Annotated in this window: 17 protein-coding genes; 6 read left to right on the top strand and 11 right to left on the bottom strand. The window is 72.6% G+C overall.

Annotation, left to right across the window (positions count from 1 at the left end; genetic code table 11):
- Positions 1–345: 345 nt before the first annotated feature.
- Positions 346–846: a hypothetical protein gene (locus WMF36_RS28005; protein WP_437573825.1), complete on the bottom strand. Its 501-nt coding sequence runs from the start codon at positions 844–846 to the stop codon at positions 346–348.
- A gap of 173 nt (positions 847–1,019) precedes the next feature.
- Between WMF36_RS28005 and WMF36_RS28000 the strand changes: the two genes are divergently transcribed.
- Positions 1,020–2,336, top strand: coding sequence for a DUF5690 family protein (locus WMF36_RS28000; RefSeq protein ID WP_437573824.1), 1,317 nt, complete (start codon positions 1,020–1,022; stop codon positions 2,334–2,336).
- A gap of 175 nt (positions 2,337–2,511) precedes the next feature.
- Here WMF36_RS28000 and WMF36_RS27995 read toward each other — a convergent pair whose 3' ends face one another.
- Complete coding sequence (locus tag WMF36_RS27995) at positions 2,512–3,984, bottom strand: VWA domain-containing protein (protein ID WP_437573823.1); 1,473 nt, start codon at positions 3,982–3,984, stop codon at positions 2,512–2,514.
- 331 nt (positions 3,985–4,315) lie between these two features.
- The gene (locus tag WMF36_RS27990; protein WP_437573822.1) at positions 4,316–4,828 is read right to left on the bottom strand and encodes a hotdog fold domain-containing protein; all 513 of its coding nucleotides are present in this window, start codon (positions 4,826–4,828) and stop codon (positions 4,316–4,318) included.
- Positions 4,829–5,353: 525 nt separating this feature from the next.
- Here WMF36_RS27990 and WMF36_RS27985 point away from each other — a divergent pair.
- Positions 5,354–6,766 carry an RNA polymerase sigma factor gene (locus WMF36_RS27985; RefSeq protein ID WP_437573821.1) on the top strand — a complete coding sequence of 471 codons (1,413 nt, stop codon included), beginning with the start codon at positions 5,354–5,356 and terminating at the stop codon, positions 6,764–6,766.
- A 49-nt stretch (positions 6,767–6,815) separates the two neighbouring features.
- Here WMF36_RS27985 and WMF36_RS27980 read toward each other — a convergent pair whose 3' ends face one another.
- From WMF36_RS27980 to WMF36_RS27970, 3 genes are all read right to left on the bottom strand, one after another.
- Positions 6,816–8,984 carry a hypothetical protein gene (locus WMF36_RS27980; RefSeq protein WP_437573820.1) on the bottom strand — a complete coding sequence of 723 codons (2,169 nt, stop codon included), beginning with the start codon at positions 8,982–8,984 and terminating at the stop codon, positions 6,816–6,818.
- Complete coding sequence (locus WMF36_RS27975) at positions 8,981–10,231, bottom strand: hypothetical protein (RefSeq protein ID WP_437573819.1); 1,251 nt, start codon at positions 10,229–10,231, stop codon at positions 8,981–8,983. The genes WMF36_RS27980 and WMF36_RS27975 overlap by 4 nt, the downstream gene beginning before the upstream one ends.
- Before the next feature lie 95 nt (positions 10,232–10,326).
- Positions 10,327–10,641: a hypothetical protein gene (locus WMF36_RS27970; RefSeq protein ID WP_437573818.1), complete on the bottom strand. Its 315-nt coding sequence runs from the start codon at positions 10,639–10,641 to the stop codon at positions 10,327–10,329.
- A gap of 316 nt (positions 10,642–10,957) precedes the next feature.
- Between WMF36_RS27970 and WMF36_RS27965 the strand changes: the two genes are divergently transcribed.
- Positions 10,958–14,314: a protein kinase domain-containing protein gene (locus WMF36_RS27965; protein WP_437573817.1), complete on the top strand. Its 3,357-nt coding sequence runs from the start codon at positions 10,958–10,960 to the stop codon at positions 14,312–14,314.
- A 20-nt stretch (positions 14,315–14,334) separates the two neighbouring features.
- Here WMF36_RS27965 and WMF36_RS27960 read toward each other — a convergent pair whose 3' ends face one another.
- Positions 14,335–15,462 (bottom strand): sensor histidine kinase, encoded by a 1,128-nt coding sequence (locus WMF36_RS27960; protein WP_437573816.1) that lies wholly within the window; start codon positions 15,460–15,462, stop codon positions 14,335–14,337.
- 9 nt (positions 15,463–15,471) lie between these two features.
- Positions 15,472–16,434, bottom strand: coding sequence for a helix-turn-helix transcriptional regulator (locus WMF36_RS27955; protein ID WP_437573815.1), 963 nt, complete (start codon positions 16,432–16,434; stop codon positions 15,472–15,474).
- A 124-nt stretch (positions 16,435–16,558) separates the two neighbouring features.
- Between WMF36_RS27955 and WMF36_RS27950 the strand changes: the two genes are divergently transcribed.
- On the top strand, positions 16,559–17,014 hold the full coding sequence (locus WMF36_RS27950; protein ID WP_437573814.1) for a GFA family protein: 456 nt from the start codon (positions 16,559–16,561) through the stop codon (positions 17,012–17,014).
- A gap of 119 nt (positions 17,015–17,133) precedes the next feature.
- Here WMF36_RS27950 and WMF36_RS27945 read toward each other — a convergent pair whose 3' ends face one another.
- Complete coding sequence (locus tag WMF36_RS27945) at positions 17,134–18,495, bottom strand: SGNH/GDSL hydrolase family protein (RefSeq protein WP_437573813.1); 1,362 nt, start codon at positions 18,493–18,495, stop codon at positions 17,134–17,136.
- Positions 18,496–18,642: 147 nt separating this feature from the next.
- On the bottom strand, positions 18,643–20,196 hold the full coding sequence (locus WMF36_RS27940) for a serine/threonine protein kinase (RefSeq protein ID WP_437573812.1): 1,554 nt from the start codon (positions 20,194–20,196) through the stop codon (positions 18,643–18,645).
- Between the two features lie 459 nt (positions 20,197–20,655).
- Between WMF36_RS27940 and WMF36_RS27935 the strand changes: the two genes are divergently transcribed.
- Complete coding sequence (locus tag WMF36_RS27935; protein WP_437573811.1) at positions 20,656–23,067, top strand: hypothetical protein; 2,412 nt, start codon at positions 20,656–20,658, stop codon at positions 23,065–23,067.
- A gap of 114 nt (positions 23,068–23,181) precedes the next feature.
- Here WMF36_RS27935 and WMF36_RS27930 read toward each other — a convergent pair whose 3' ends face one another.
- Positions 23,182–24,375: a formylglycine-generating enzyme family protein gene (locus WMF36_RS27930; RefSeq protein ID WP_437573810.1), complete on the bottom strand. Its 1,194-nt coding sequence runs from the start codon at positions 24,373–24,375 to the stop codon at positions 23,182–23,184.
- Positions 24,376–24,485: 110 nt separating this feature from the next.
- On the opposite strand from WMF36_RS27930, the gene WMF36_RS27925 reads away from it, so the two are divergent.
- Positions 24,486–25,325, top strand: a complete 840-nt coding sequence (locus WMF36_RS27925) for a hypothetical protein (RefSeq protein WP_437573809.1) — start codon at positions 24,486–24,488, stop codon at positions 25,323–25,325.
- Positions 25,326–25,615: the final 290 nt, after the last annotated feature.

The following is a 25,615-nucleotide window of genomic DNA, read 5'->3' as shown; positions in this document are numbered from 1 at the left end:
AGCAGTGATCGGGCCGCCTGCTCTGCGCGCCTGTCCGGTGCCGCGTGACCTGAAAAGAACCGAGGCCCCGATGCCCCAGCGCGCCCGGACATCGCAAGGGGTATTCCAGGACGAGCGGGGCGATGTTTCACTCCGATTTCAGGAAGATTACGCCCCGCCGCGCACGCGCCGAGGTGCAAAGTGCCTCATGCCAGAACGACAAAGCGTCTCATCGAGACGTTGTGCCACAGCCACGACATCGCGAGTTAGGGCTCCCCCTGAGATTGCTTAGGGAGTCGACGGAGGCAATCGGACACAGCCGTGCGTGATGGCGGCTGATCGCGAGAAGGCCGCCAGTGCCGCCGCTCACCTCGGCGCGCGCAGCGCCTCGAGGATCCCGTCCAGCCGCTCGATGATCGCCTTGCCCTGGTCCTGCGCGCCCTGCGGCGCGCCGAGCGCGGAGGTCGCGAGCGCCGGGCCCATCGTCATCACGAAGGAGGCGATCGCCTTGCCCGCGGCGGTGTGCGCGAAGCGGTCGACGTAGCCGCCGGACAGGCAGGTCGAGATGAACAGGAGGGCGTCCAGGAAGCTCGCGCACCGCGGGTTCTCGCCGTGCTCGGCCTGGTAGAACAGGTACGAGCTCCCGAGGACCATCGCCGCGAGCGAGTCGACAGGATCCCGCGCCATGGCGCCGCGGCAGCGCTGCTTCAGCTGGTCGTACGAGAGCTCGCTTGCTCCCCCGGCGGCGAGGCCCAGCGCGAGCAGGGCCACCGCGCCGCGCAGCCGTTCGTCCCGGCCGAGCGAAGGGGCCGCGGCCGCGACGTCCTGCACGATCTTCGTTGCGGCGAGCGCTGACAGGTCTCCCAAGGCGTGCCCTCCCGGCCGCGCCGCGGGTCACGGCGCAGGATCCATGTCTCGCACGGACGCGCGCCGAAGGGAACGGTCGCGCGCCGCACCGAAAATCCGTGCGCGCGCCGCACCGAAAATCCATGCGCTTGCCGCGCACCCGTGATTACCCTCGCGCCTTCCTCGGAGCTCCCATGCCGGCCCAGAGAAGTGTGACGAGATGGCTCGAACGGGCGCCCGCCCCGGTGTTCTCGGCGTTCGCCGTGCTCGCCGCGTTCGCGACGTACTTCTGCATGTACGCCTTCCGCAAGCCGTTCGCGGTCGGGACCTTCAACGGCGCGGTCGCGCTGCCGCTGCTCCCGGACCTCGATCTGAAGAGCTTCTACATCATCGCCCAGGTGATCGGGTACTGCGCCTCGAAGTTCCTCGGCATCAAGATCGTCTCCGAGATGCGGCCCGAGCGGCGCGCCCTCGCCATCCTCACGTGCATCGGCGTGAGCGAGGCCGCGCTCGTCCTGTTCGGGCTCGTCCCCGCCCCGTACGCCGCCGTCTTGCTCGTGCTGAACGGGCTGCCGCTCGGCATGGTCTGGGGGCTCGTCTTCGGCTTCCTCGAGGGCCGCCGCGTGAGCGACCTGCTCGGCGCCGGCCTCTGCGCCAGCTTCATCGTCGCCAGCGGCTTCGTGAAGACCATTGGCAAACTGACGCTCGGCTGGGGGGTGCCGGAGGTGTGGATGCCCGCGGTGACGGGCGCGCTCTTCTTCCCGCCGCTGCTGCTCTCGGTGTGGATGCTCGCGCAGATCCCGCCGCCCACGGCCGACGACGAGGCGCTCCGGACCCGGCGCGCGCCGATGGACCGCGCCGCGCGGCGCGCGTTCGTCGCGGCGAACGCCGGCGGGCTCGCGACCCTGGTCCTCGGCTACATCGTCCTCACGGCCTACCGCGATTTCCGGGACAATTTCGCCCGCGAGATCTGGGACGCCCTCGACTACGCCGATCAGCCGGCGATCCTGACGACCGCCGAGATCCCCGTGGCCATCGGCGCGCTCCTCTCGGTCGCGGTGATGATGGGGATCCGGAGCAACCGCACGGCGCTCCTCGTGGTCCACGGCATCATGGTCGCCGGCGCGGTGCTCGCCGGGCTGAGCACCGCGCTCTACCAGGCGGGCGTCATCGGCCCGGTCGCCTGGATGATCAGCGTCGGGCTCGGGCTCTACGTGGGGTATGTCCCGTTCAACTGCGTGCTCTTCGACCGGCTCATCGCCGCGGTGGGCTCGGTGGCGACGGCGGGCTTCCTGATCACCGCGGCCGACGCGTTCGGCTATCTCGGGAGCGTGGCGCTGCTGCTCTACAAGAGCTTCGGCCAGGCGAAGCTCTCGTGGATCGAGTTCTTCGTCGGCTTCAGCTACGCCACCGCCTTCCTCTGCGCGGCGCTCTTCGCCGCGTCGGCGGCGTACTTCTGGCTGCGCACGCGCGCCCCGGTCCCCGCCGCGCGCCCGGCGCTCGACGCCTGAAGCCCGCGCGCGGCAGCGCTCCTCAGAGCTCCCGCCAGCGCCGTATCCCCGAAGCTCGTCCCCGCTGTCGTGGGGGGTGAAGAGTTGAAACCACAGAGAATTGGAACCACAGAGAGGCAGAGAGGACAGAGAGCGTAAGATCTCTGTCCCCTCCGGGAGCGCAGGGGGAAGGGGCTCAGTTGACCGGCGGGATCTCGGTCTTGCAGCCGACGCGGAGCTGGACCTGGCCGCCCTCCTGGAACCGGGTGCAGGTCGCGGGGCACATCACGATCTTCGTCGGCGCGCCGCCGGTCGCGGGGTCGACGTCGTAGTACCAGCCGCCGGCGGCCGCGTCGCAGCTCGCCTCGTCGGCCACGTAGAAGATGGTCGACGAGGCCTCGCCGTCCTGCGAGGTGTGCTGGACGTTGAGCGTGTCGTAATCGAGCGTCTGCCCGGCCGACGGCGCCGGGACCTGGTACTCGCACGCCAGGCTCTTGCCGCGGATCGCGCTGAGCGCGTCGAGGAAGGCCTGCGCCACGTCCTCGTTCGTGTCGATGAAGAAGGCCGACTCGGTCCCGCCGCCCTCGGCGATGCGGTCCATCGTGGCCTGGGCGCCGTCGTCGTTGCCGTCGAAGACGCCGATCACGAAGGTGGAGATGCTCGGCGTGCCGCTCACCCCCTCGGCCGCGAGCGCCGCCAGGCCGTCGGCGTCCTTCGGCTTGCACTCGGTGGGCATCCCGTCGGTGGCGAGCACGGCGACGACCCGGTGGGTCGGGTTCGCCGCGGCGTGGGCGCGGGCCTGCGCGAGCGCGCCGGACAGGGCGCCGGCGGTGGGCGTGCCCCCCTCGGGATCTGTCCGGGCGATCGACCGGACGAGCTCCTCGGCCCGCGCGGCGTCGAGCGGCTCGATCGAGACGGCGGGCGTCGCGTAGTCCTCGGTGACGCACGAGTCCGGGTTCGCGCAGCTGCTCCGGGTCACCTTCATGCACGTGCCCCCGCGGCCGGCGCAGGCGTCGCCCAGGGCCGCGCAGAGGTCGCCGTTCCGGGAACAGACGCCGAGGTCCACGCACGCGTCGCCCTCCGCGCAGTCCACGTCCGTGGCGCAGAACTCCGTCCTCGTGGAGAACGTGTCGCGACAGACCCGGAGCGCGCACGGCCCGTTGTCGCCGCACTGCGCGTTGGTCGTGCAGGAGTCCGGCACGTCATCGTCGGGCAGCGGGAAGTACTGGAGCCCGACGCCGAGCCCCTCCGATTGCGAGTCGGTGAAGAAGGTCTCGAGCGCGTCGGTGACGGCGTTCCACTTTGTGACGCCCCCCGCGAGCGGCTCGTCCATCGACCCGGATGCATCGAGCATGATGTAGAGGTCGAGCGGCACGATCTCCGCGGTGCTCGACTCGCCCGCGCACGAGGCGTCGCCGCCGGCGCCCTCTCCCGTGCCGCTGCTGTTCCCGGCGTTGGTTCCTCCCGGTTCATCGGGGCCGTACCCGGTCTCCGAGCTCGTCCCCGAGCCGGTCTCCGAGCTCGTCCCCGAGCCCGCGCCGGCCCCAGTCGCCGCCACGCCCCCGGTCCCGCCGCCGGAGACCGAGCCGCCATCGGCCCCACCGCAGGCCGCGAAGATCGCGCAGATCCCCGTCGCGGCGAGCGCCACCATCCTTGAGCGGTTCTCCATGAGCAGAATCGAAACACCCCTACCGCGCTTTGTCGAGTGCGTTGGTCCGAGCCGCTGTCTGGAATCTGGTCAGGTGTGGTGCTGGGTGAGACGCTTCGAGTGAGGTGAGTGGAACCCCGATATCCAAGCGTGGGTCGGGACACAGGATTGCCGCGAAGCACAGGATTGCTCCGAGGGCAGGGGACTCTGGAGCTCAGGGGGGCCTGGGGCGCTGGGCGCTCCGGGCACAGGGGTGCTGCGGGCTCAGGGGCGCTCCGTCGCACAGCGGTGCTTTGGAGCACCGGGCCGCTCCGTCGCACGGATGTGCTGCTGGCTCAGGGGCGCTGCTGGCTCAGGGCTGTTTCTTCGGACCCACGAGGCTGCGGAGGACGGCGCGGGCGACCTCGGCTCCTGTCGCGTCTCGCAGGCTCACGGGGATCGGGTACTCCCTGCGTTCGCTCGTGTCCGGGACAGGGCACTCGCAGACGGCGCGGAGCGTCCCGCGCGCCTTCTTCAGGTACTCGATCGAGAGGCCCGCGACGATGAACCGCGCGTCGTCGGGCAGGGCGTAGGCCAGCGCCGTGTTGGCGGTGAGCTCGGCGAGGTTGACGAGCGCGACGGCGTGCACCGAGCGGAGGTGGTTGCGCAGCCCGGGCCGGTCGCGCATCGATACCTCCGCGCGGCCGCGCTCGAGGACCTCGATGTCGGCCCGGATCGTCCCGGTGTACGGCGCCATCGCGCCGATGAGCCGGCTGAACAGGCGCTTGCCCCCGGGCAGGAGGTGCAGCCTGTCCCAGAGCTCGCGGATGGTGTTGCGGCGCGAGCTCGCCGCGATGGCTGCGAGAGAAAAGTCAGAGAGGTTCATGCGCTGGACCCGCGTGGCAGCGCCAGGGTGCCCCAAGTCGCCCGCGCACGCACCCGGAATGTTCCCCGTCGCGAAGCGAGGCGGCAGTCTGTCCGACGCGCCACGGAGCCGCGCAGACACCTCCGGTTGCGCAGCGAACAGCGCCCGCGCGTCGGCGCCGATGCCGCGAGGGTGGTGGGCAGCGCTGGCGCGCGGCCCTACGGCTGGGGCTGCCCGCCACGCCCGCTCCAGGCTCGTGCCACGGGACGATCTCGGCAGATCCCGCCGGCCAGCGCTTACGTCCCAAGGCCTCGTTCAGGTTCCTGAAGCGAGCCGGAAAGAGCAATTCACCAGAAGAATTACGCGCGCGAAAATTATTCGAATTTCGGATGGATCCAGGGACGCCTCAAGGCGCCGCCGGCGCGAGAATTCCGCGCGGATCCAGGCTTCCTGGCGCTTGCGAGCCGTCGCCAGCCCCCCGCGCTCGCCGCTCGTGGCCTGCCCCGGGCGGCAACCCGCCCTCCGCGCCCGGAATTTTTGTTGTGTATGACGCGACCTCGCCGCCCGGGCCAAGGTGGTCCACCCGAGAAGGAGCGAGCCTTCGAGCTGCTCTTTCGTGAAAAAACATTCACGCTGATCTGCCGCTGGCTGACGCGCCTGGGAGTTCCACTGCGCGACCGTGGAGACCTCGCTCAGGACGTCCTGCTCGCTGCGTATGTGAGCTTCGACAACTACAAACCTGAGATATCCCGGCCCGAGCGCTGGCTGAACCGGATCGCGGTTCACACCGCCGCGCACTACCGGGAGCGCGCCCGGCACCGCTACGAGGAGCTGGTGCAGGAAGAGGAGTTCCCGGTCCTCGTCGACGAGTCCAAGAGCGCGGACGAGCTGTTGATCTCGGACCAGGAGCGCCTCATGGTGCTCGAGCTCCTGCATCAACTCGACGTGGACGCGCACTCGATCCTTGTCGCGCACGACCTCGGCGACGTTCCGATGGCGGATCTCGCGCAGCAGCGCGGCATCCCGCTGTCCACGGCGTACAAGTGGCGCGCGCGCGCCCTCGACCTGTTCCACGATGTCGTCGCGAAGCGCCGGCGCGAGGAGCGGAGGAAAGAGGGCCGGCGCTTCGTGCTGCCCCTGGACCCGGCGGCGCTCTTCGCCACAACCCGGGTCGCGCCGCGCGTGCCCGATGACGTCCAGATGTCGCTCCTCCGCGGCGTGCAGGAGTCGGCGCGGGCGCTCAAGGAGGGCAGCGCAGGGAAGGCCGCCGCCGGCGTCGGCAAGGCGCTGAAGGAAGCCGCGGCGTGGCTCAAGGGGCTCGTGAAGCTCGCCCGGCAGCTGCTGCCGACCGTGGGCGTCGGGCCCCTCGTCGCCGCGCCCGTCGTGGCCACGGCGGCGGCCGGGGCGCTCTGGCTGGCGCTCCGGACCCCGGAGCCGCCGCCGCCACCGACGGTGAGGTACGTCGCGCCCGCGATCATCACCGCCGTGCCTCCACCGCCGCCCGTCGAGCCGCTGGCGCCGCCCGAGGAGCCGGCGCCGCCCGAGGAGCCGCCGGCCCCGGAGCCCGTCCAGGCGCCGCCGAGGCGCACCCCGGTCGAGCGGCGAGCGCGCGTCCCGGCGCCCGTCAGGGAGGAGCGCGCTCCGGCGCCGGTCGCGCCCGAGGTGCCCGCGCTCGAGGGCGAGGTGCCCGGCGGCAGCCTCGACATCGCCCTGTTCGAGGCGTGCAGCGCGGCGGTGCAGCGGCGCGAGCCGACCCGGGCGATCGCGGCGCTCGATCGCTACGAGCGCGAGATGCCGCAGAGCGCCTTCGGGGTGGAGCGGAAGGTGCTCTGGATCCGGGCGCTCCTGCTCGCGGGGCGCCTCCCCGAGGCGCGCACGCTGCTCGACGAGGCCCTGCTCGATCCCGCGATCGACAGGCGCCTGCTCGACGAGCTGGACGAGGCCTTGCCCGATCCTTAGAGCGCGCGCCGCGCGCCGCGCCATAGAGCGCGCGGCGCGTCGCGGCGGCTCAGTCGCCCGCGTACGTGCCGAAGCTCGCCCGGCCGCTCGTGGAGACCTGCGGGGCGGCCTGGCCCACCTGCACGACCGCGGAGACGAACGCGGCCGGCTTGAGCCCTTCGTCGGGCCCCGCCTCGTTGGTGATGTACTCCAGCCCGATCCCCGCCAGGAAGCCGAACGACGTGGTGTTGCCCCCCGAGCCGAGGATCGGGACCGTCGGCGCGACGCCCACGTAGCCGAGCAACCCGACCCGCCCCTCGCCGAGCGTCTGCACGAAGCCGCCGAGCTGCGCCGCGACCGGGAAGGCCCGGCGCTCCACCGGGTCGTAGCGATCGACAGCGAGCGCCACGCCGACCGCGCTGAGCACGCTCCGCGTGACGAGGGGCTTCTCCACCCACGGCGCGCGGGTGACCTGCAGGGTCGCGAGCATCGCCGGGACGGTCAGGTAGGCGCGGAAGCAGCTCCCCGCGGCGTCCAGCGTCTCGAAGTTGTCCTCGCCGCACAGCGGGACCGAGTGGATCGCCACCGAGCCCACGAGCCGCCGGGCGCGCTCCGGATCGCCGGGCTCGCTCGAGCGGAGCGAGCTCGCGACGCGGCCCGCGTCGGAGAGGAGCACCACCTTGCCCTGCGGGCTCAGCGGATGGCTGTAGACGGCCAGCCGGAGCCGCGCATCCCCGTCGAAATCCTCTGCGAGCGGCGGCAGCGGGAACTCCGCGCTGCTCGGCGTGACGATCCACGTGCCGTCCTGGAGGAGCTCGATCGGCGCGCCGCCCCGCAGCTGGTCGGTGCGCGTCAGCGAGACGTGGAGCGCGAGCGGCGCCACGAGCCGGTGCTTCGTCTGGCCCGTGAGCCGGATCCGGCAGTTGCCCAGCCGGAGCGGCGCCGGCGAGATGACGACCGCGCCGTGCGCGAGCGGCTGCGGCCCGGGGCGCGACGGATCCACGTCGGGCGCCCGGCGCGGCGGCAGGGCGCCGGGCGGCGGCGCTGGCGAGGGGGCCTGCGCCGCCGCCGGACCGGCCGCGGCGCGCGGAGGCGCCCGGCCCCCCGGCGGGGCGACGGCCGGCGGCCGGGACCCGGGCGGACGGTGGCTCCCCGGCGGGGCGCCCCCGAGATCCGCGCGCTGCGCGATCGGCGTGGGGCCGCAGTCGACCTTCAGGTCGTCGGCGAGCGGATCGGGGAAGAGCAGCCGCGCGGGGTTCGACTCGACGAGGTTCTCGAGCGGCGGGATCGTGACCCGGTACGTCGCGTTGACCACGTTGCCCGCCGCGGGCGCGTGGAGGTTGAAGGCGGAGACGCGGAGCCAGCCGCCGCCCGGGAAGACGCGGAGCACCTTGCCGTCGGGGCGCCCGCAGGCGCCCGAGGCGACCTCGAGGACCGGCACCGTGAACGTGCGCTGGAACGGCTGCACCCGGGCGTTGCCGCAGCTGTCGACGATGGCGAGGTAGTGGAAGTCGGCCATCTCCGACTGCTTCGGCCACTGCATGCCCAGCGTGAGCTCGCCCGCGTCGGCCGGCGGCGGCTCGGGCCGGCCGTCGCGGCAGACGTCGACGCGCTCGGGAGACGGCGCGGCCGGCGCGCCGGAGGGGGACCTCGCGGCCTCGGCGATCGGCCGGTAGGCGCAGACGTGCCGGTACGAGCGGCGGCCGAGGAGCACCGGATCGAAGTCGAGCAGGCGCTGGCCGTCCTCGCTGAGCCGCCCCCAGATCGTGAGCGGGAGGGGCAGTGTCGGGGTCTGGAGCTTGATCGAGCGCAGGACCTGGTCGCCGACGGGGCTCTGCCCGGGATCGCCGGTCTGCGCCGCGCAGCCGCCGCCGCTGCAGAGCCAGCGGCCGCCGCGGCGGGCCGCCTCGATCGGGACCGGATCGGTGTCGCGGACGGTCATCCAGACGCGGCGCGCGTCCGGGAAGATCTCCGGTCCGCCCGCCGACGACGCCGCGGCGCCGGCCGTGCCCGCCGGGGCGCGCACGACCTGCAGGCTGCCGCCGAAGTCGGCGGGGACGGCCATCGGCAGCGCGCCCGCCGCGCTCCGCGCCGAGGCCGGGCTCCCCGCGGGCGCGTCGCCCTCGGCCTCCCCGGCGTCGGTCTCGGGCTCGTCCTGCGCCGGCGAGGTGGCGGGCGCCGCGAGCGCGACCGCGATCGCGATGATCGATAGGAATATCGAGGACTTGCGTGCGCTCACGGCGAGCCCTCCTCTTCCGGCTCGGGTTCGGGCTCGGGTTCCGGCTCGGGCTCGGGTTCCGGCTCGACGACGGTGATGGGCTCCGAGGAGCACTCCGGGCGCGCGAGCAGGCGCGGCGTCACCCGCAGCACCGTCGTCCCCGGCGCGACCGCGACGCCCTGGATGATCGTCGCCTCGCTCTCCTCGCCGCGCAGGGTCACGGACGCCTCGCCGAGCGCGATCACCTGGTCGTCGCCGACGGTGAGGTCGACGGGGACGGCGATGCGCACGCGCTCGGCGTTGTAGGCGCTCACCTCGAAGAGATCGCCCGGCGTCCCCGCGGTCACGACGCTCCGGAGGGCGCGCACGCGGAGCAGGCGCGGCTCGGGGTCGACGGTGAGCGATGGGTTCGGCTCGATCGCCTTCTGCCCCGAGCTCACGGCGAGCGTGACCTCGCCGCCGAGGTCGCTGAAGCACAGGGTGAAGGGCGGGCTCTCCCCGGTCGCGCCGAGCAGCACGCGCACGCGCGTGGTCCGCTCGCGGCAATCCGGGGCGAGCGAGAGGGCGGCCTCGCTGTGCAGCGACTCGATGATCACGGGGGCGTGCTCCACCACGCCCGGCGCGTCCTGGGGGGGCGACGCGCGGACGCGCGCCTCGCGCGACCGGATCGCGCCCGGCCGCCAGGTGGCGCCGAGGTCGTCCGGCAGGGGGCCGAGCGTGCACGCGAGGGGCAGGTACGTCGCGAGCACCCGGTCGCTCTCGCCGAGGCCCCCCGCGATCAGCGCGAAGTTTGTGGCGTCCTCCGGCAAGCCCGCGGGGAGCACCGTGATCGGGAGCTCCTCGGTGCGGTCGGCCCAGGCGACGACGAGCCGCGCCTCGCCGGACCAGTCGCCCTCGGAGGCCACGGTGAGGCCGGCGTAGCCCTGCGTGCCGGCGGTGCAGCGGAACGCGCCGTCCTTCATGCCGCACGAGGCCCCGTCGCCCGCCGCGCCGTCCGCCGGCTGCAGCGCGAGCGCCTCGCTCGGGACCACGCGGACCTCGACGTAGGCGCCGTACGCCGGCTCGTTCGCCTCGGTGAGCTTGAGCGAGACGTCGGTGCGCCACGGGCTCTGGCGGGGCGGCACCGGCCTGCCCGTCGCGTCGAGCGTGTCGGCCGCGAACAGCGGCCCGGCGACGTCGGCGCGGAGCTCGACCTGCCCGCTCCCGGCGAGGGGGTAGCCGCGCTCGATGCAGGCGGCGGCGAGGACGAGCGCGCCGCCGCCCGCCACGAGGAGCGGCGCTCCGGGTCGGCGCGGACGACGGGTGGGGCGATGCGGGCGGCGGGGGGCGCGCGCGGCGGAGGGCGCAGCCGGTCGAGGTGCGCTCACTTCTGGTAGATCTCGGTGTACTCGGTCCCGAGCGGGTGGCGGTGCCACGCGTAGGCGCTCTGCGGGAATCCGCTCTCGTCCGTGTAGTCGCAGGGGCCCAGCTCCCATTCGGTGTGCCAGACGCTCGCGCCCGTCGCGGGGTCGACGGACATCGCGTGGGCCGTCACGTCGCTCTCCGGCTCGCCGGGGTCGTGCACCATGCGCGTCTCGTCGTCGAGGTAGCGCTCGAGGACGGCGATGGGGATGCGCGCCACGCGCTTGCCGGGCATCGGGATGAGGAACACGTCGCTCTTGTCAACGGGGCTGGTCATGGCGCTCTCTCCTGGCGAGCGGCGAGGGGGCGGCCCTCCGGGCGCGGAGCGCCGGCTCCCGGATCGCGGGCTCTGGGTGGTGCTCGGCGCGTCCCTCCACGCTGTCTCGATCATACCTGCTTCGCGCGGCGCGCGGGGGCGCTTCGCGCAGCGCGATCCGACTCCGGCGCACCGCGACCGCTGTCCTCCGTCGACCGCCAGGGAGTGCCCGCTCACCACCGTGGATCGGCAGCGGCCGAGGGCGGGGCGCGGGCGGCGTGTGGTAGGCTACCGGCGCCGCGGCCCATCGCGAGATCGTCCCTACCGCGGCCGTCCGATGCGCTCCCCAGATCGCCTGATCGTCCTCGGTGGCCGCTACCGTCTCCTGAGCGAGATCGGCCGGGGCGGCGCGGGCGTTGTCTACATGGCCGACGACCTCGACGGCGGCGGCCGGGTCGCGGTGAAGGTCCTGCTCCGGACGCACGCGGCCGGAGACGCGGCGGCTTCCCGCTTCCAGCGCGAGATCCGGGCGATGAGGCTCCTCGACGCGCCCGGGTTCGTGCGCATGCTCGACGCCGGCGTCGCCCCCGAGCTCGACGGCGCGCCCTTCCTGGTGATGGAGCTGCTCCGGGGCCACGACCTCGAGCACCTCGTCACCACCCAGGGCAAGCGCTCGCCCGCCGAGGTGCAGCGCTGGCTCGGCGAGGTCGCCGACGCCCTCGAGGTCGCCCACGCGCAGGGCCTCTTCCACCGCGACCTCAAGCCCGCGAACCTCTTCCTCGCGATCGGCGACGACGGCCGGGAGCGCGTGAAGATCCTCGATCTCGGGCTGGTCAAGGAGATCGAACCCGGCGCGCTCGGCGCGTCGGGCAGCGTCACGGCGACGGGCATGGCCATCGGCACGCCCATCTACATGGCCCCCGAGCAGGCGCGCGGGCGCTCGGACCAGCTCGGCCCCGCGGCGGACGTGTGGGCGATCGGGCTCATCGCCGTGCGGCTCCTGACCGGCGACATCTACTGGACGGCGAACAGCATGGCCGAGCTGATGGTGGCGCTGCTCGTCATGCGGCTCTACCCGCCGTCGACGCGGTGGCGGTGGCTCCCGCCCGCGTTCGACGCGTGGTTCTTGCGGTCGTGCGACCGCGACCCCGCCGGGCGCTTCCCTTCGGTCCGCGAGCAGAGCCTCGAGCTGCGCGCCGCGCTCGAGGCGGTCAGCGTGCCCGCCGAGCCGCCCGGCGCGGGGGTGCCTTGGTCGGCGGGAGACCCCGCGGCGACCGACATGCTCCGCACCGACACGATGGAGCTCGCGGGGACGGTCGAGGCCCCCTCCCAGTCTTTCCCCGGCGGCACACCCCACCATCCCGGCCCTCCACCCGCGTGGCTGGGCTCCCTGCCGCCGCCGGGCGCCTCGCCGCCGCCGGGCGCCTCGCCGCCGCTGGGCGCCTCGCCGCCGCTGGGCGCCTCGCCGGAGGCCGAGCGGCCTCGCCACAACCTGCCGGTCCAGCGCACGCCGTTCGTGGGCCGCGCCCGCGAGCGCGCCGAGATCGCCTCGCTCCTGCTCGATCCGAGGGCCGGCCTGCTCACGCTCACCGGCGTCGGCGGCACCGGCAAGACCCGGCTCGCGCTCCAGGTCGCGGAGGACCTCGTCCCCGTGTTCTCCGGCGGCGTCTTCTTCGTCCCCCTCGCGTCGCTGCGCGAGCCGGCGCTCGTGCCCTCGGCGATCGCGCAGGCGCTCAGCCTCGGCGACGGCGACGCGCGGCCGGATCTGGAGCGCGTGGTGCATTTCCTCCGCGACCGCCGGCTCCTGCTCCTGCTCGACAACCTCGAGCACCTGACGGCCGCGGCGCCGGCGATCGCGCACCTCGCCGCGAGCTGCTCGCGCCTGTCGCTCCTCGTGACGAGCCGCGCCGCGCTGAACCTCTCGGGCGAGCGGCGCTACGTCGTGCCGCCGCTGGAGCTGCCGGAGCCGCGCGGGGTCACGGTCTCTGCCGCGCTGGCCAGCTCGGCGGTGAGCCTGTTCTGCCGCCGGGCCTCCGCGATCAAGCCCGGCTTCCAGCTCGGCCCCGAGAACGTCGCCGACGTCGTGGAGATCTGCGCGCGCCTCGACGGCCTGCCGCTCGCGATCGAGCTCGCCGCCTCGCGCCTCCGGGTCCTCACCCCCGCGGCGCTGCTCGCGCGCTTCCGCGACCGCGGCGCCGCCGGGCGCCCCTCCGCGGCCGCGGGCTCGTTCCGCCTGCTCACGGGCGGCGCGCGCGACCTGCCCGAGCGCCAGCAGACCATGCGCGCCGCCATCGACTGGAGCTACGGCCTGCTGGAGCCGGAGGAGCAGCTCGCCTTCCGCACGCTCGCCGTCTTCGCGGGCGGCTTCTCGCTGGCGATGGCGGACCTGATGTGCGCCTTCCGCGACCCGGCGCTCGACACGCTCGGGATCCTCGAGTCGCTGATCGACAAGAGCCTGCTGCTCCAGGCCGCGGGCGAGGAGCCCCGGTTCCAGATGCTCGCGATCCTCCGCGAGTACGGCCTCGATCGGCTCGCGGAGGAGGGCGCCGCCGCGGCGTGCAACCGGCGCTTCGTGGAGCTCTCGCTGGAGCTCGCCGAGCGCGCGGCCGAGGCGCTCCGCGGGCCCGAGCAGGCCGCGTGGCTCGCGGCGCTCGACCTCGAGCACGACAACCTCCGCCTCGCCCTGGAGCTCGCGATCGAGGGCGGCGACGCGGGCGCTGCGGTCCGGCTCGCCGCCGCGATGGCGCGGTTCTGGTACATCCACGGGCACTACCAGGAGGGCCGCGCGTGGCTGCGCCGGGCGCTCGGGGCCGCCGCGGGCGTCGCGCCCGAGCACGTGGCCTCGGCGCTCCGGGGCGCGGGGACGCTCGCGCTCCTCCAGTGCGACTACCGCGAGGCGCGCGCGCTGCTCGAGCGGGGCGCGGCGCTCTACCGCGAGCTCGGGGACGAGCGCGGGCTCGCCTCGGTGATCCAGATCCTCGGGAGCGTGGCCCGCGAGCAGGGCGACTACGAGCGCGCGCTCTCGCTGCACGGCGAGAGCCTCGCGCTGGCCACGCGCCGCGGCGACACGCTCGAGGCGGCGCGCGCGCTCGGCTACTCGGGCTTCGCGGCGTGGCTCTCGGGCGACACCGCGCGCGCGGAGGGCGCCTGCCGCCTCGCGCTGCCGGAGCTCCGCGGCGCGGGCGATCGCGAGGGGACCGCGACGGCGCTGCTCTACCTCGGCTGCGCGGCGTTCTACCGCGAGGATCTCGACGAGGCGGTCCGCCTTTGCGAGGAGAGCGAGGGCCTGTCGCAGCAGGTGAAGTTCAAGGAGGGGATCGCCTGGACGAGCAACCTCCTGGGCCTCGTCGCGATCGAGCGCGGCGATCTCGCCCTCGCGGGCCGGCGCCTGCGGGCGAGCCTGCGGCTGCACCGGGAGCTCGGCGATCTCTGGCGGTCGGCGAGCGTCCTGGAGGCGCTCGCGCGCGCGGCGGTGTGGGCGGGGAAGCCGGAGCGCGGCGCCCGCCTCCTCGGCGGCGCGGCGGCGCTCCGCGAGGCCATCGGCACGCCGGTGCCGCCCATCGAGCGGCCGGCGCTCGTCGCGTGCGCCGGGGCCGCGCGCGCGGCGCTCGGGGATGCCGCGTACGAGGCGCGCTTCGCCGAGGGGCGGGGAGCCGGGCTCGACGCGGCGATGGCGGCGGCGCTCTCGGATTGAGCTGGATCCGAGCGGTCCGCTCAGACCGCCGCCACGCGTCCGTCGGACGCGCCGAGCGCACCTGGAATCGTGAAATAGAACGTGCTGCCCTCGCCCACCCTGCTCTCGACCCAGATCCTGCCGCCGTGCGCCTCGACGATGCTCTTGCAGATGTACAGGCCGAGGCCCAGGCCTCTCCGATCCCTCTTGCCGACTTGCCAGAACCGCTCGAAGACGAGCTCCAGCATGTCGCTGGGTATGCCAGGGCCGGTGTCGCTCACCGAGACGAGGAGCTCGCCTCCTGCGCGCTCGCCGCGAACGCAGATCCTCCCGCCCGGCGCGGTGAACTTGATCGAGTTCATGACCAGATTGGAGAGCACCTGGAACATCCGCTCCGGGTCGAAGTCTGCCGGCAGGGAGCGCTCGGCGATCATGAGCTCGATGGTGATTCCCCTCTCCGACGCCGCGGGCCGGAACATCTCCACCGTATCGACGAGCAGCGTGAACGCATCGCCTCGATCCGCGGTGGTGGCGAGCTGGCCGGATTCGATGCTCGCGACGTCCACCAGGTCGTTGATGAGCGTGTTCATCCGGGCGGCGTAGCGTCGGATTCGCTTCGCTGCCACGGCGGGCTCGCTCTCCTTGTCCTGAGCGGAGGTATCCTTGGAGAGCAGCTCCGCGCTCAAGACGATCCCGCTGAGCAGGTTTCTCAGGTCGTGGCTGACGATGCCCAGGAAGTCGTCCCGGTGCGAGATGGCGTCGTCGGAGCGGGCGCGCTCGGTCAAGAGGTGCCTGTCGGTCTTCTCTCTCTCCAGCGGCAACAGCCTGGAAAGGACACGGCCATGCTCGGCGCGCTCGCGGCGAAGGTTGTCATCCGCAACGGCCCGCTCGCCTCGGACGATGACGTCTTCCATCGATCGTTCTTCGGCGACGGCCCCGCTCGCCTGATCGGCGCGGTCGGACTCCTGCGATCGCTGGTCCGCCTCCTCGCGAGCGGCGCTCAGCACCGCGTCGGAATGCTCCCGGGCGAGGACGACCGCCGCGTCGGACTTCGCTTCGATGATCGCCCGCCTCTCGGCCAGCGCTCGGTCGGTCGCATCCCGCTCGGTGCGCAGGCTCTCGTCCGTCTCTTCGCGCTCCGGCCGCGGTTTTGTGACTTCGACCGTCATGCCAGAACGCTAGCACGAACGCCCCGCCGCCCGGCCGAGACGCTCGGCCACGCGGCGCAGGACCTCGATGAGCTCCTCCGGCTCGTGCACCTCGAAGTCGAACCCCATGAACCCGAGGTGGAACGCGAGCGCCTCGAGGCTCCCGCCGCCGGTGTGGACCACGCAGCGGTCCGGCCCCAGCGCCTCGATGCGCCCTGCCACGCCGGACAGCTGCGCCGAGACGGTGTCCGCGGCGGCGTGCACCGTCACGCGCGCGCGGAACGGGTACGCGTCCGTCGAGACCGACTGCGACACGTAGGCGGCCACGTCCTCCGCGGGCAGCGGGCGCGGCTTGAAGCGACCGCCGGTCCTCGGCCTGCCCTGGATGCGATCGACGCGGAACGTCCGCCACGCTTCCCGATCGAGATCGTACGCCAGCAGGTACCAGCGGCGGCTCGTGTGCACGAGCCGGTAGGGCTCGACGACGCGCGCGCTCGCCGTGCCGTCGTGGCTGCTGTACTCGAAGCGCAGGACCTCGGAATCGCGGCAGGCGTTCGCCATCACGGCCAGCGAGTCCGCGTCGAAGCCGGGCCCGCCCTCGCCCAGCCGCACGCTCACGGCGTCCAGCGCGCTCACCTTGCGCCGGAGCCGCTTGGGGAGCACCTGCTCGAGCTTCGTGAGCGCGCGGACCGACGCCTCCTCCAGCCCCTTCACGGGGCCGGTCGCGGCGGCGCGCAGCCCCACGGCGACGGCGACCGCCTCGTCGTCCTCGAGCGGCAGCGGCGGCAGCTCCTTGCCGGCGCCGAGCTGGTAGCCGCCGCCGATCCCGGGGGCCGCGTGCACCGGGTACCCGAGGCTCCGGAGCCGGTCCACGTCGCGCCGGACGCTGCGCTCGGTGATCTCGAGCTCGCGGGCGAGCTCCCCGCCCGTCCAGAAGCGCCGGGACTGGAGCAGCGACAGCAGCTTCAGTAGCCGCGCGGAGGTCTGGATCACGTGCCGCTCCTCCTCGGTGAACCTTGCGGACCGAATCTGTCCGCAATCGAGTGTAGCCTCCTCTCAACCCGCGGGCGAGGCGCCTGGAGGCGTCCCGCCCCCCCCATCCCTGGAGTTACCGCCCATGAGCAACGCCGCTTCCGCGCAAACCACGACGACCCCCGGCCCCCGGACCCACCGGGGAAGCTGCGCCTGCCGCGCCGTTCGCTTCGAGGCCGACTTCGACCCGAGCGCCGGGACGACGCAGTGCAACTGCACCATCTGCACGAAGACCCGGTGGTGGGGCGTCATCGTGAAGCCGAGCGCCTTCCGTCTCGTCGCCGGCGAGGACGTCCTCGGCGACCACTCGCGGTCCGAGGCCGGCCACGCCCGCTTCTGCAAGACCTGCGGGATCCGCGTCTTCGGCCACGGCAACCTCCCGGAGCTCGGCGGGGAGTATTGCTCCGTGAACCTGAACTGCCTCGACGACACGGATCTCTCCGGCGTGCCGGTGATGTACCTCGACGGTCTCCACGACACCTGGGAGCAGCTCGCCGTCGCGCCGTACGTGGACCCGGTCACGGCCGCGAAGAGGGCTTGAGCCGAAGGCCGGCGGGCCGCGTCCTCTGAGTCGAAGGCCGGCGGGCCGCCTCCTCCCGTGGGCGGCGACTCACCGGCCTTCGACGCCGCAGCGCGCCTGTGGCGTCGGGACTGAAGAGGTTACGGCGAGGTCGCCTTGACGACGTCGGCGATGATCGCGTCCAGGTTCACCGCGTTCGCCATCGCCTGGTAGCCGGCGTCGTTCGGGTGCAGCTTGTCCGCGTCGTAGGCCGGGAGCAGGCGGCTCGGATCCGACGGGTCTCGCAGCGCCTTGTCGAAGTCGATCACGCCGTCGAAGGCGCCGCTGGTGCGGATCCAGGTGTTCAGCGCTTGCCGCTCCTTTTCGCCCTTGGCAGTCCCATAGTCGCCCTTGTAGGTCCCGGTCGAGCCGACGAATGGCACCAGGGTGCCGCCATAGATCTTGAGCCCGGCGGCGCGGGCAGACTGGATGATCTGCTGGATCACCGGGATCAGATCCGCGGCCTTGGCGGAGCGGTCGCCGATGTCGTTGATGCCCGCCAGCAGGATGACGGCCCGCGCGCCCGGCTGGGTCAGCACGTCGCGCGCGAGGCGGGCCGGGACAGGGTACCCGAACTGGAGCTGGGGGCGGACGGTGAGCAGCTCGTTCCCGATGATCCCGGCGTTGACCACGGAGAGGGTCTGACCCTTCCGGCTGGCCAGGCGCTGCGCGAGGAAATCGGGGTAGCGCTGGTTATTGTTCTTGGTCGAGAGATATCCATCGGTGATCGAGTCGCCGAGCGTGATCAGGGTGCCGACGACGTTCGGCGCGGCCTTGACGTCGACGCCCGACGCGAACATCCAGCACGAGATCTTCCGCGTGAACTGCTTGTCGGCGCCAGGCCCCGTCTGATTGCCCGCGGCGAGGAAGTTGTCTTGCGCAGCGAAGTAGTGCTGCGTGGCCGGCCCGGTCTTGGCCGGGAGATGGATGTTCACCGCCAGCGTCTGGAGGGGCTGCACGTTCAGGGCGACGGGGTCGCTCACCGCTTCGCCGCCCGCGGCGATGACGATCGAGGCTTGACCTGCGAAGCGCAGCGGCTTCGACGTCCCGGCGACCGTGGCTGCGCCGCCCGCCGAGGCGGCGACCGACGCTGCGCCCACCTTGAGCGGCTCGCTGCCGCCGGCGTTGGAGATCCGCACGCGCACCGAGCTCCCGCCGGCGCTCAGGCGGACGATGTTCCGGACCGTCTGGCCGGTGAGGCCGACATCCGAGGGACAATCCTGCGAGTTGAACGTGCCGCCCGGGGTCGGGCTGCCGTGCCATGAGGAGACCCATCGTCCCTCAGGCGCCTGATCTGCGGCCAGCGCGGGGCGCTCCGATGCACCAGCTGTCAGCGCCATCACCGCGGCGATGAGCGCAAATCGTGGCAAGCGCCCGAGCTTCGGCTTCGGCAGCTCGAGCAGGAAGCGCGCGGCGTTGCGGCGCTCCGAGGTGACTTCGTGAGGTCTTCGTCTATCTGCCATCGATCCTCTCCCGGTTTTCTGTTGGGACGCGAAACACTTCCCTGGCTCCTTGCGGGCTGAGCTCTCACGTAGCCCACGTCCGGCATCGCTGGCTACAGCAGCTTCCCATTCTTCGCGACACGCGCGCTCGAGGCCAGCATCGCCGGCTCACCGGCGGTCGACGGCTTCGCGCAGCCTTCCGAGCGACGCTCCGAACGCGTCGACGCTCACGTCGAGGCCTGTCGCCGCGGGCAAGATGTCGGCGAACATCAGCCCGGCTTTCCTCAGGTCGCACACCCTGTGCGGGTATCGCTGGCGGGCAACGAGAGAGAGCCCTGTCACGACGCTGCGCACCGCCGCCGCCCGGAAGCCTGCTCCTTCGACGACGACGGCCGAGCACCTGATATACGCGCTCGCGTCCGCGAGGAAGAACGAGAGCGCCTCGCGCACAGGTGCCGGCGGGGACGACGCCCCGCTCTCGACGATGGTGAGCAGCCCGATGCCGCGCGGATGTTGCTTTGCGAACCTTCTGCACCCGTCGTGCAAGCGGCGAACCCCTTCGTAGGTCGTCTCCTGGCGCCAGATGACGCAGAAGATCTGGCGCCAGCTCGCCAGGATATAGTCCGAGTCTTTGGTCACCAGGCTCCAGGGCTCGATGGGCACGGTCGCGCTGGAGCCGAAGAGGGGTGATTCCGCGTCGACCGTCGTGTCCTCGTGGCCGATCTCCCCTTGCGTGACGGGGCTCGCGAGGGGCCGGTTCCCCCCGCCTGCGGTGTGCACCGTCGGAAGCGCGGCCGCCGTCGCGGCGCGGCTCGCCGCGCTGACGGGGACCAGGAGCTCGTCCCGGAGGGTAAAGCCGTCGGGCAGCAGCGATCGGATCGCGTCGAGCATCGCCGCCGCGGTGGCGAATCGCTCGCCAGCGTCGAGCCGGAGCGCGCCGTGCACCACGGCCGCCACGTCCCTGCGGACCCAGGGCGCGAGCGCCCGGAGCGAGGGCGGCGGCTGCGAGCAGACAGCGATGATCAGGTCGCCGAAGCCGCCGATATCCTCGTACGGGAGCTTTCCCGTGAGGGCACGGTAGAGCACCATGCCGAGCGACCAGAGGTCGGTACGGTGATCGATGTCGCTGTGCCCCCGGGCCTGCTCGGGGGACATGTAGAGCGGCGAGCCGAGGATCCCTCCGGTGCGGGTGAGGCCCGTGGTCAGGCCGCCCTGATGTGGCTCCCGCTGGATCTTGGCGATCCCGAAGTCGAGGATCTTGACGACGATCCCGCCCTCCCGGCGACGGGCGAGGAAGAGGTTGGCTGGCTTGATATCCCGGTGCACGATGCGCGCTTCGTGGGCCTTCTGGAGGCCGAGACAGACCTGCGCCGCGATCCCGAGGGCGGTGTCGGGCTCGAGGCTCCCGACCCTGTCGAGCAGATGCTGGAGGTCCTCTCCTTCCAGGAGCTCCATGATCAGATAGGGCGCCTTGGTCTCCGGATCCGTCCCTGAATCGAGCACCCGGACGATGTGCTCGGTGTCGATCGCGCCCATGGCCATCGCCTCGCGGTGGAAGCGCTCCGCGCTGCTCTTGCCCGGGACCAGGAGGGCGCCATCCATGCACTTGAGCGCGACCCGCTCACCGGTCTCGACGTGCTCGGCCTCATAGACCGCGCCCATTCCCCCTTGCCCGAGCAAGCGGATGACCCGGTACTTTCCGTCGTGGAGCTGTCCGAGCAAGACTCGGATAGGGTAAAGGATGCGGGTGTCAGGACGCAACAGGCTTCCGCCTACACCTCGACGTCATCTCCGTCATTATCCATCGTTCGCGATACAATACGCATGAGCGCGAGTCGACAGAGCGTGTGCGACGCATCGGCGTCGCTGATGGCCGCAGGAGACGTTCTCGATATCGTGTGCCCCCTGGGCCGGGGGGCTGGCGCGGCCAGCGTGCTGCCGACGCTACGCCGCGTCAGGAGGTCAGCGGCGGCGTGGCCAGCCGCGCGCTGCGGCGGCGGGCGACGGGCGGGACGGCGCGGGCGAGAGCGCGGGGAGGGGCGGATGTCGCCGGGCGGCGCTCGCGGAATGCCGAGCGGCGCATTTGCGTTGAATTTGCCTGGGCGCGGTGCGGTAATCGCCCGAGGGGCCGGCAGGGCGCTCGGACGGCGCGGCCCGCGGGATCATCATGGACAGGCACGCGTGACGGGCGCACGAGACAGCGGAGGAGACTTCCCGGCGGGCGAGAGCATCCCGCCTGCGCCCGTCGAGGCGAGCGGCTCCGAGGGCGCGCCCGGGGCGGAGCTGCGCTCGGTCGCTGCGAGCGGCGCCACGCTCTGGCTCACGCAGTCGCCCGGGTTCTCGCTGTGGCGCGGCGAGGTGGCCGCCCCGGATCGGCTGCGGATCGAGGGGCGCGACGGGTACCTCCACGAGCTCCGGCTCGAGCCGGTCGGCGTGCTGCGGCTCGGCCGCGCCGAGCGCGTCGGCGACGAGCGCAACGATCTCGTCTACGCCGACGTCGCGTCGCGGCTCGCGGCCACGCTGCGCCACGACGGCGTGCGCTGGTGGCTGCGCCGCCGCGAGGAGTGCAGCGTGCCCGTGCAGGTCGGCGCGCGGCACCTCGCGCGCGGGCAGGAGTCGCCGCTCGTTCACGGCACGTTCGTCTGCGTCGGCGGCATGCGCGCGACGTTCTTCGACCGCCGCTACGCCGCGCTGTCGGTCCCCGCCGGGGCGGTCGACCCGGCGACGGGCCTGCTCGCGCGCGGCGGCCTGGAGCAGGAGTGCGCGTCGCTGCTCGCGCGGAAGGGCCAGGGCGCGCTCGTCCTGCTGCGGCCGATCGAGGCGGGCGCGCCCTCGCGCGCGGCGGCCGCGGCGGCCGCCCTGGTCGCGGTGCACCGGCTCTGGCCGGACCTGCCGGTCGGCGACGCGGACGGCACGGCGGTGGTGCTCGTGCGGGGCGGCGCGGCGGAGGCGGCCGCGGCGGCGGGTCGCGCCCTGGAGGCCGTCGAGGCGGAGGGGCTCGGGGCGTTCGCGTGCGGCTACTTCACGGTGGCCGGGGAGGCGGACGTCGCCGGCCGCGAGGTCGAGCTCGGCTTGCACGCCATCGCCTCGCTCGCGGCGGAGCGCGACCGGTGCGCCCCGGGGGCGTCCACCCCCGTGACGGAGCTCCGCGACGCCGCGGCGAGCGCGCGCTTTGCCGCGCCGGGCGAGGTGATCGAGGCGTCGCGGAGCGGGCGCCGGGCGACGGTCCTGTTCGGCATCGAGGAGCAGAGCGCGCTTTTCGGCGTCGGGCCGCATGTCATCGGCGCGCTCGCGCAGGAGCTCGCGGCGGTCGTCGCGAGCCACGCGGGCACCGGCGCGCTGATCGCGCCGCTCGCGCCCGGCGTGGTCGCCGCGTGCGTACCCCGGAAGGCGGATCCGGCGGTGATGGCGAGCGCGGTGCAGTGCGACTGGCACGGTCGGCCGCCGATCCTGGACGGCAGGGTCGAGCACGCGCGGACCCTGTCGTGGGAGCTCCTGCACGGCGCCGACGCGGGGGCGCGGGCGGCGGAGATCTCGCGCGAGTGCGACGATCCGCACGGGGTGCTCTCGGCCCTGAGCGGCGGCCTGCCTTATCCGATCGCCGGGCGGGTGCGGGCGGCGATCGGGGCGTCGAGCGCGATCGAGCGGGTGAAGATGCTGTTCGACGTGCTCGAGGGCACGTGGCGGTTCATCGCGACGGTGCTCGTCTCGGCGTTCTTCAGCGGAGGAAGCGCGCCGCCCGGGTCGGGGCGCGGCGGCGGGGGGAGCGCGAGCGCGAGCGCGAGCGGAGCGGGCGATGGGGCCGGATCGGGCGGCGGGCGCGGGTCGGTGGCCCCGGCGAGCGGCGGCAGGCCGAGCAGCCCGAGCAGCCCGAGCAGCCCGGGCGGCGCGGGCGGCGTTCCCCCGGGGTGGGGCGCGCTGCTCGACTTCTACGGCCGCACGCGCACGCGCGACGGCCTGGCGCTCGGCGCATGGCGCGAGCTGGCGCGCACGGCCGCGCGGGCGTTCGGGGATCGCGACGATCCGATCGGCTCGATGGCGAGGGAGGTGCTCGACGTCAAGCTGTCGCACAACCAGACGTTCGAGACGCTCTCGAACCTGATGCAGGCCGAGCGCAACCAGTTCGCGCACGGTCACTACACCGAGGCGAGGGCGGCCGCGGATCTGCCCGATTTCGAGCAGATGACCCGCGCGCTGCTCCGGGCGCAGCGGCCGCTCTGCGCGTGGACCCTTGTGACGGTCGAGAAGACGGAGCCGGATCTCTACGGCGATCTCCAGACGGTGGAGTTCATCGATCACACAGGCCCGTTCGCGTCGGGGACGCGGCGGCGGATCGGGCTGAACTCGCCGGTTCGGCTGTCGAACGTGGTCTATCTGGCCCGCTTCCGCGAAGGGCTGATGTTGCCGCTGGATCCGATGGTGAAGCGGCTCGCGCCGGACGACCGGTTCGACCTGTACTGGATGGATCACCTGCCGCGGCCGGGCGCGTGCAATATGAGCGCGGTCGTGGCGGGAAAGGCGGTGAGGGCGCCGTGCGATGCGCGGAGGATGGCGCCGCTGCTGAGGGCGATGCTGGACGCGGCGGGGGGGTGAGGGGGCTCGGGGTGAGTGACTGAGGGGCGGGTGGGGGGGCGCATCCGCCCGGAGGGAGCTCTCTTGAGGGTGGGAAGGCGGGAGGTGGGTCGTGCCTTCTTCCCGCCTTCAGGGTCAGATCGGAGCGCGCGGAATCACGTCCCGTCGGTCACGGCGTCCTCGCGCACCGGGCGCCCACGTTCTGGCCGCGATCGACGCTACGATACGTCGGAGGGGCGTTGAAGCGTGCGGAGGAGAGCAGGGGGACCCGTTCGTATTCCAGCTCCCACCGCGCAGCACCCGGTCCAAGCCGGGGTCGATGTTGGCGCAGTCATCGCAGGAGGCGTCTGCGAATCGATCGGAAAACGTGTCCAGATTCCACTCCCACATACTTCCTGCCAGATCCGCTTGCCCCCACTTTCCATCTCCCAGCGGCGACTTTTGGCCTACAGGCTGGATGTCCCATTTGCCGCACATCCAGTCGATGCCTCTCGAGCTACAGTTGTAGACTGCGTGATGTCGATCGAACAGCGTCGAGCTCGGGGGCGTCGACCACGGGTACTCTCTCTGCTCGAATCCTCCTGCCGACGCGTAATTCCACTCCGCCTCCGTCGGTAGCCTCCCGCCATCCCACGCGCAGAATGCAAATGCATGGTGCCACGACAGGTAATTCATCGGTAGGCGGTCTTGATCCCTCCACGTGGAGTATTCGTGGTCGAAAAGCGATTCCAGCGTCTCTCTGTCTGCAGGCAGCTGCGCGTCCCACTCTGATGGCCATCCGCTTCCTGGTATTCTTGGATGCGCTCCCGCTCCCGCCGCAGGCCTGCTCGCGGGGTACGCCTCAACGAATTTGCGAAACCGTGCCACCGTGATCTCGAGTCGGTCCAGTCGGAAATTACTCACCGTCGTAGGATAATCCTCCTCGTTTTTTCGGTTGTACGTGCCTCCCAGGACGACAGGGCTCAGGCAGCAGCTCTCGTTCCAGCGCGGGCCGCACGTCGAGGGCAAACCATTGCAGCTCGGTCCGGAACACGAACCAGCCTTGCACTCCGTTTCACACGCAGTCTGGTCCTGCCAGCGCCCTCCCGCGTCGCACGTCTGTGGCGTGCACGCCTCGAGGACGATGAGCCGGAGGAAGCTGCGCAGGCTCGCCTGGATCTGCTGGGCGAGCAGCTCCGCGGGCACCCAGCGCGCGTCGCCGTCCTCGTCGGCGAACCGCAGGACGGGGTTGCCATGGTCCTGGTCGAAAAAATCGATGACGCTGCTGCGCGAGCTGCGAAGAGATGCGCGAGATGCGCGAGATGCGCGAGATGCGAAGAGATGGCGCATTTCGTACGAGCACGATGCCGACTTGCGGTCGGCTTGCGCTGGCGGTGCCCGCGTGCCTACTCTTGGCTGTCCAGCGATCAACGCTGCAATCGAGGGAAAGGAACCCCGACATGGCTCGTTCTTTCACGTCACAGGACCTGATCGCGCTCCCGCGCCTGAGCGTCGCCGAGGCGGTCGTCCTCGCGACCCAGCTCCTCACGACCGCGGAGGCCAGGCAGAAGGAGCTCCGGCTGAAGGAGCTTCCGGTGCCCATCGCTCGCTCGAAGGGGCGCCTCGCCGCCGCCCGCGACGCGCTGGAGGCGGCGACGCGCCCGCAGGGCGCCGCGGCGAGCGCGTCGAGCAAGCCGAAGGCCGATCGTGCAATCGACAACGCCTGGAGCGCGGCATACGACTGGCTCTCGGGCTGGTGCAGGCTGCCGCCCGAGCGAAACCCGCACCGTGAAGAGGCGATGAGCCTTCACAGCCTCGTCTTCAAGGACGGCCTCTGTTTCATCAAGCTGCCCTACCGGATCGAGTGGAAGGAGTCGAAGGACCGCCTCGACGCCATCGCCGCGGCCCGGCACGAGAAGACCTTCAAGAAGCTCGGCGGCGAGGCGTTCCTCGCGAACATCCAGGAGGCGCACGACGCCTATGGCCGCGCCCTGCACATCACCGCGCCGAAGCCGGAAGGCGCGCCTGCCGCGGACGTGCGCGGCGCCTTCTTGGCGTTGCTCGCCGCGCTCCGCGACTATGCGACGCGCGTCGCTGCGTATGCGGAACCGGACGAGCCGGGGAGCGAGGCGCTGAGCGCGGCCTTGCTCGAACCGCTCGCCACGTGGGAATCGCGGCCGGTGGCGGCCGGCGGCGGCGGTGGTGAGGACGAGGTGCTCCCGGAGGTGCCGGCAGCGCCTCCCCCAGCGCCGCCGGCACCCGTGGACGCGGCGGAAGAGCCCGCGGCGGACCCGGCCTGAACGCAGAGCGTATTGTGATATAACTCACGTCGCCTCATGAAAACTGAGCGATGTTGAAGCGTTATGTTTCAGGGCGACCTGAACGCATTGAGGTCGCGGTCGTCCTGGGACACCGGGGCACCCGAACGCGCTGAGGTGGCAGGCGTCCCGGGACACCGGGGCACCCGAACGCGCTGAGGTGGCAGGCGTCCCAGGACACCGGGGCACCCGAACGCGCTGAGGTCGCGGGCGTCCCGGGACACCGGGGCACCCGAACGCGCTGAGGTGGCGGGCGTCCCGGGACACCGGGG

The organism is Sorangium sp. So ce887 (assembly GCF_051521455.1).
Lineage (GTDB): Bacteria > Myxococcota_A > Polyangia > Polyangiales > Polyangiaceae > Sorangium.
The sequence above is the reverse complement of the archived record's forward strand: the minus strand, read 5'-3'. Positions and strand labels throughout refer to the sequence as shown.

What these genes read in the sequence shown, in the direction of transcription:
- WMF36_RS27970 (WP_437573818.1), bottom strand. Translation starts at nt 10,641, where the DNA reads ATGACCAGCCCCGTTGACAAGAGCGACGTGTTCCTCATCCCGATGCCC.
- WMF36_RS27960 (WP_437573816.1), bottom strand. Translation starts at nt 15,462, where the DNA reads ATGACGGTCGAAGTCACAAAACCGCGGCCGGAGCGCGAAGAGACGGAC.
- WMF36_RS27930 (WP_437573810.1), bottom strand. Translation starts at nt 24,375, where the DNA reads ATGCGCCATCTCTTCGCATCTCGCGCATCTCGCGCATCTCGCGCATCT.
- WMF36_RS28000 (WP_437573824.1), top strand. Translation starts at nt 1,020, where the DNA reads ATGCCGGCCCAGAGAAGTGTGACGAGATGGCTCGAACGGGCGCCCGCC.
- WMF36_RS27950 (WP_437573814.1), top strand. Translation starts at nt 16,559, where the DNA reads ATGAGCAACGCCGCTTCCGCGCAAACCACGACGACCCCCGGCCCCCGG.
- WMF36_RS27945 (WP_437573813.1), bottom strand. Translation starts at nt 18,495, where the DNA reads ATGGCAGATAGACGAAGACCTCACGAAGTCACCTCGGAGCGCCGCAAC.
- WMF36_RS27965 (WP_437573817.1), top strand. Translation starts at nt 10,958, where the DNA reads ATGCGCTCCCCAGATCGCCTGATCGTCCTCGGTGGCCGCTACCGTCTC.
- WMF36_RS27990 (WP_437573822.1), bottom strand. Translation starts at nt 4,828, where the DNA reads ATGAACCTCTCTGACTTTTCTCTCGCAGCCATCGCGGCGAGCTCGCGC.
- WMF36_RS27925 (WP_437573809.1), top strand. Translation starts at nt 24,486, where the DNA reads ATGGCTCGTTCTTTCACGTCACAGGACCTGATCGCGCTCCCGCGCCTG.
- WMF36_RS27995 (WP_437573823.1), bottom strand. Translation starts at nt 3,984, where the DNA reads ATGGAGAACCGCTCAAGGATGGTGGCGCTCGCCGCGACGGGGATCTGC.
- WMF36_RS27985 (WP_437573821.1), top strand. Translation starts at nt 5,354, where the DNA reads ATGACGCGACCTCGCCGCCCGGGCCAAGGTGGTCCACCCGAGAAGGAG.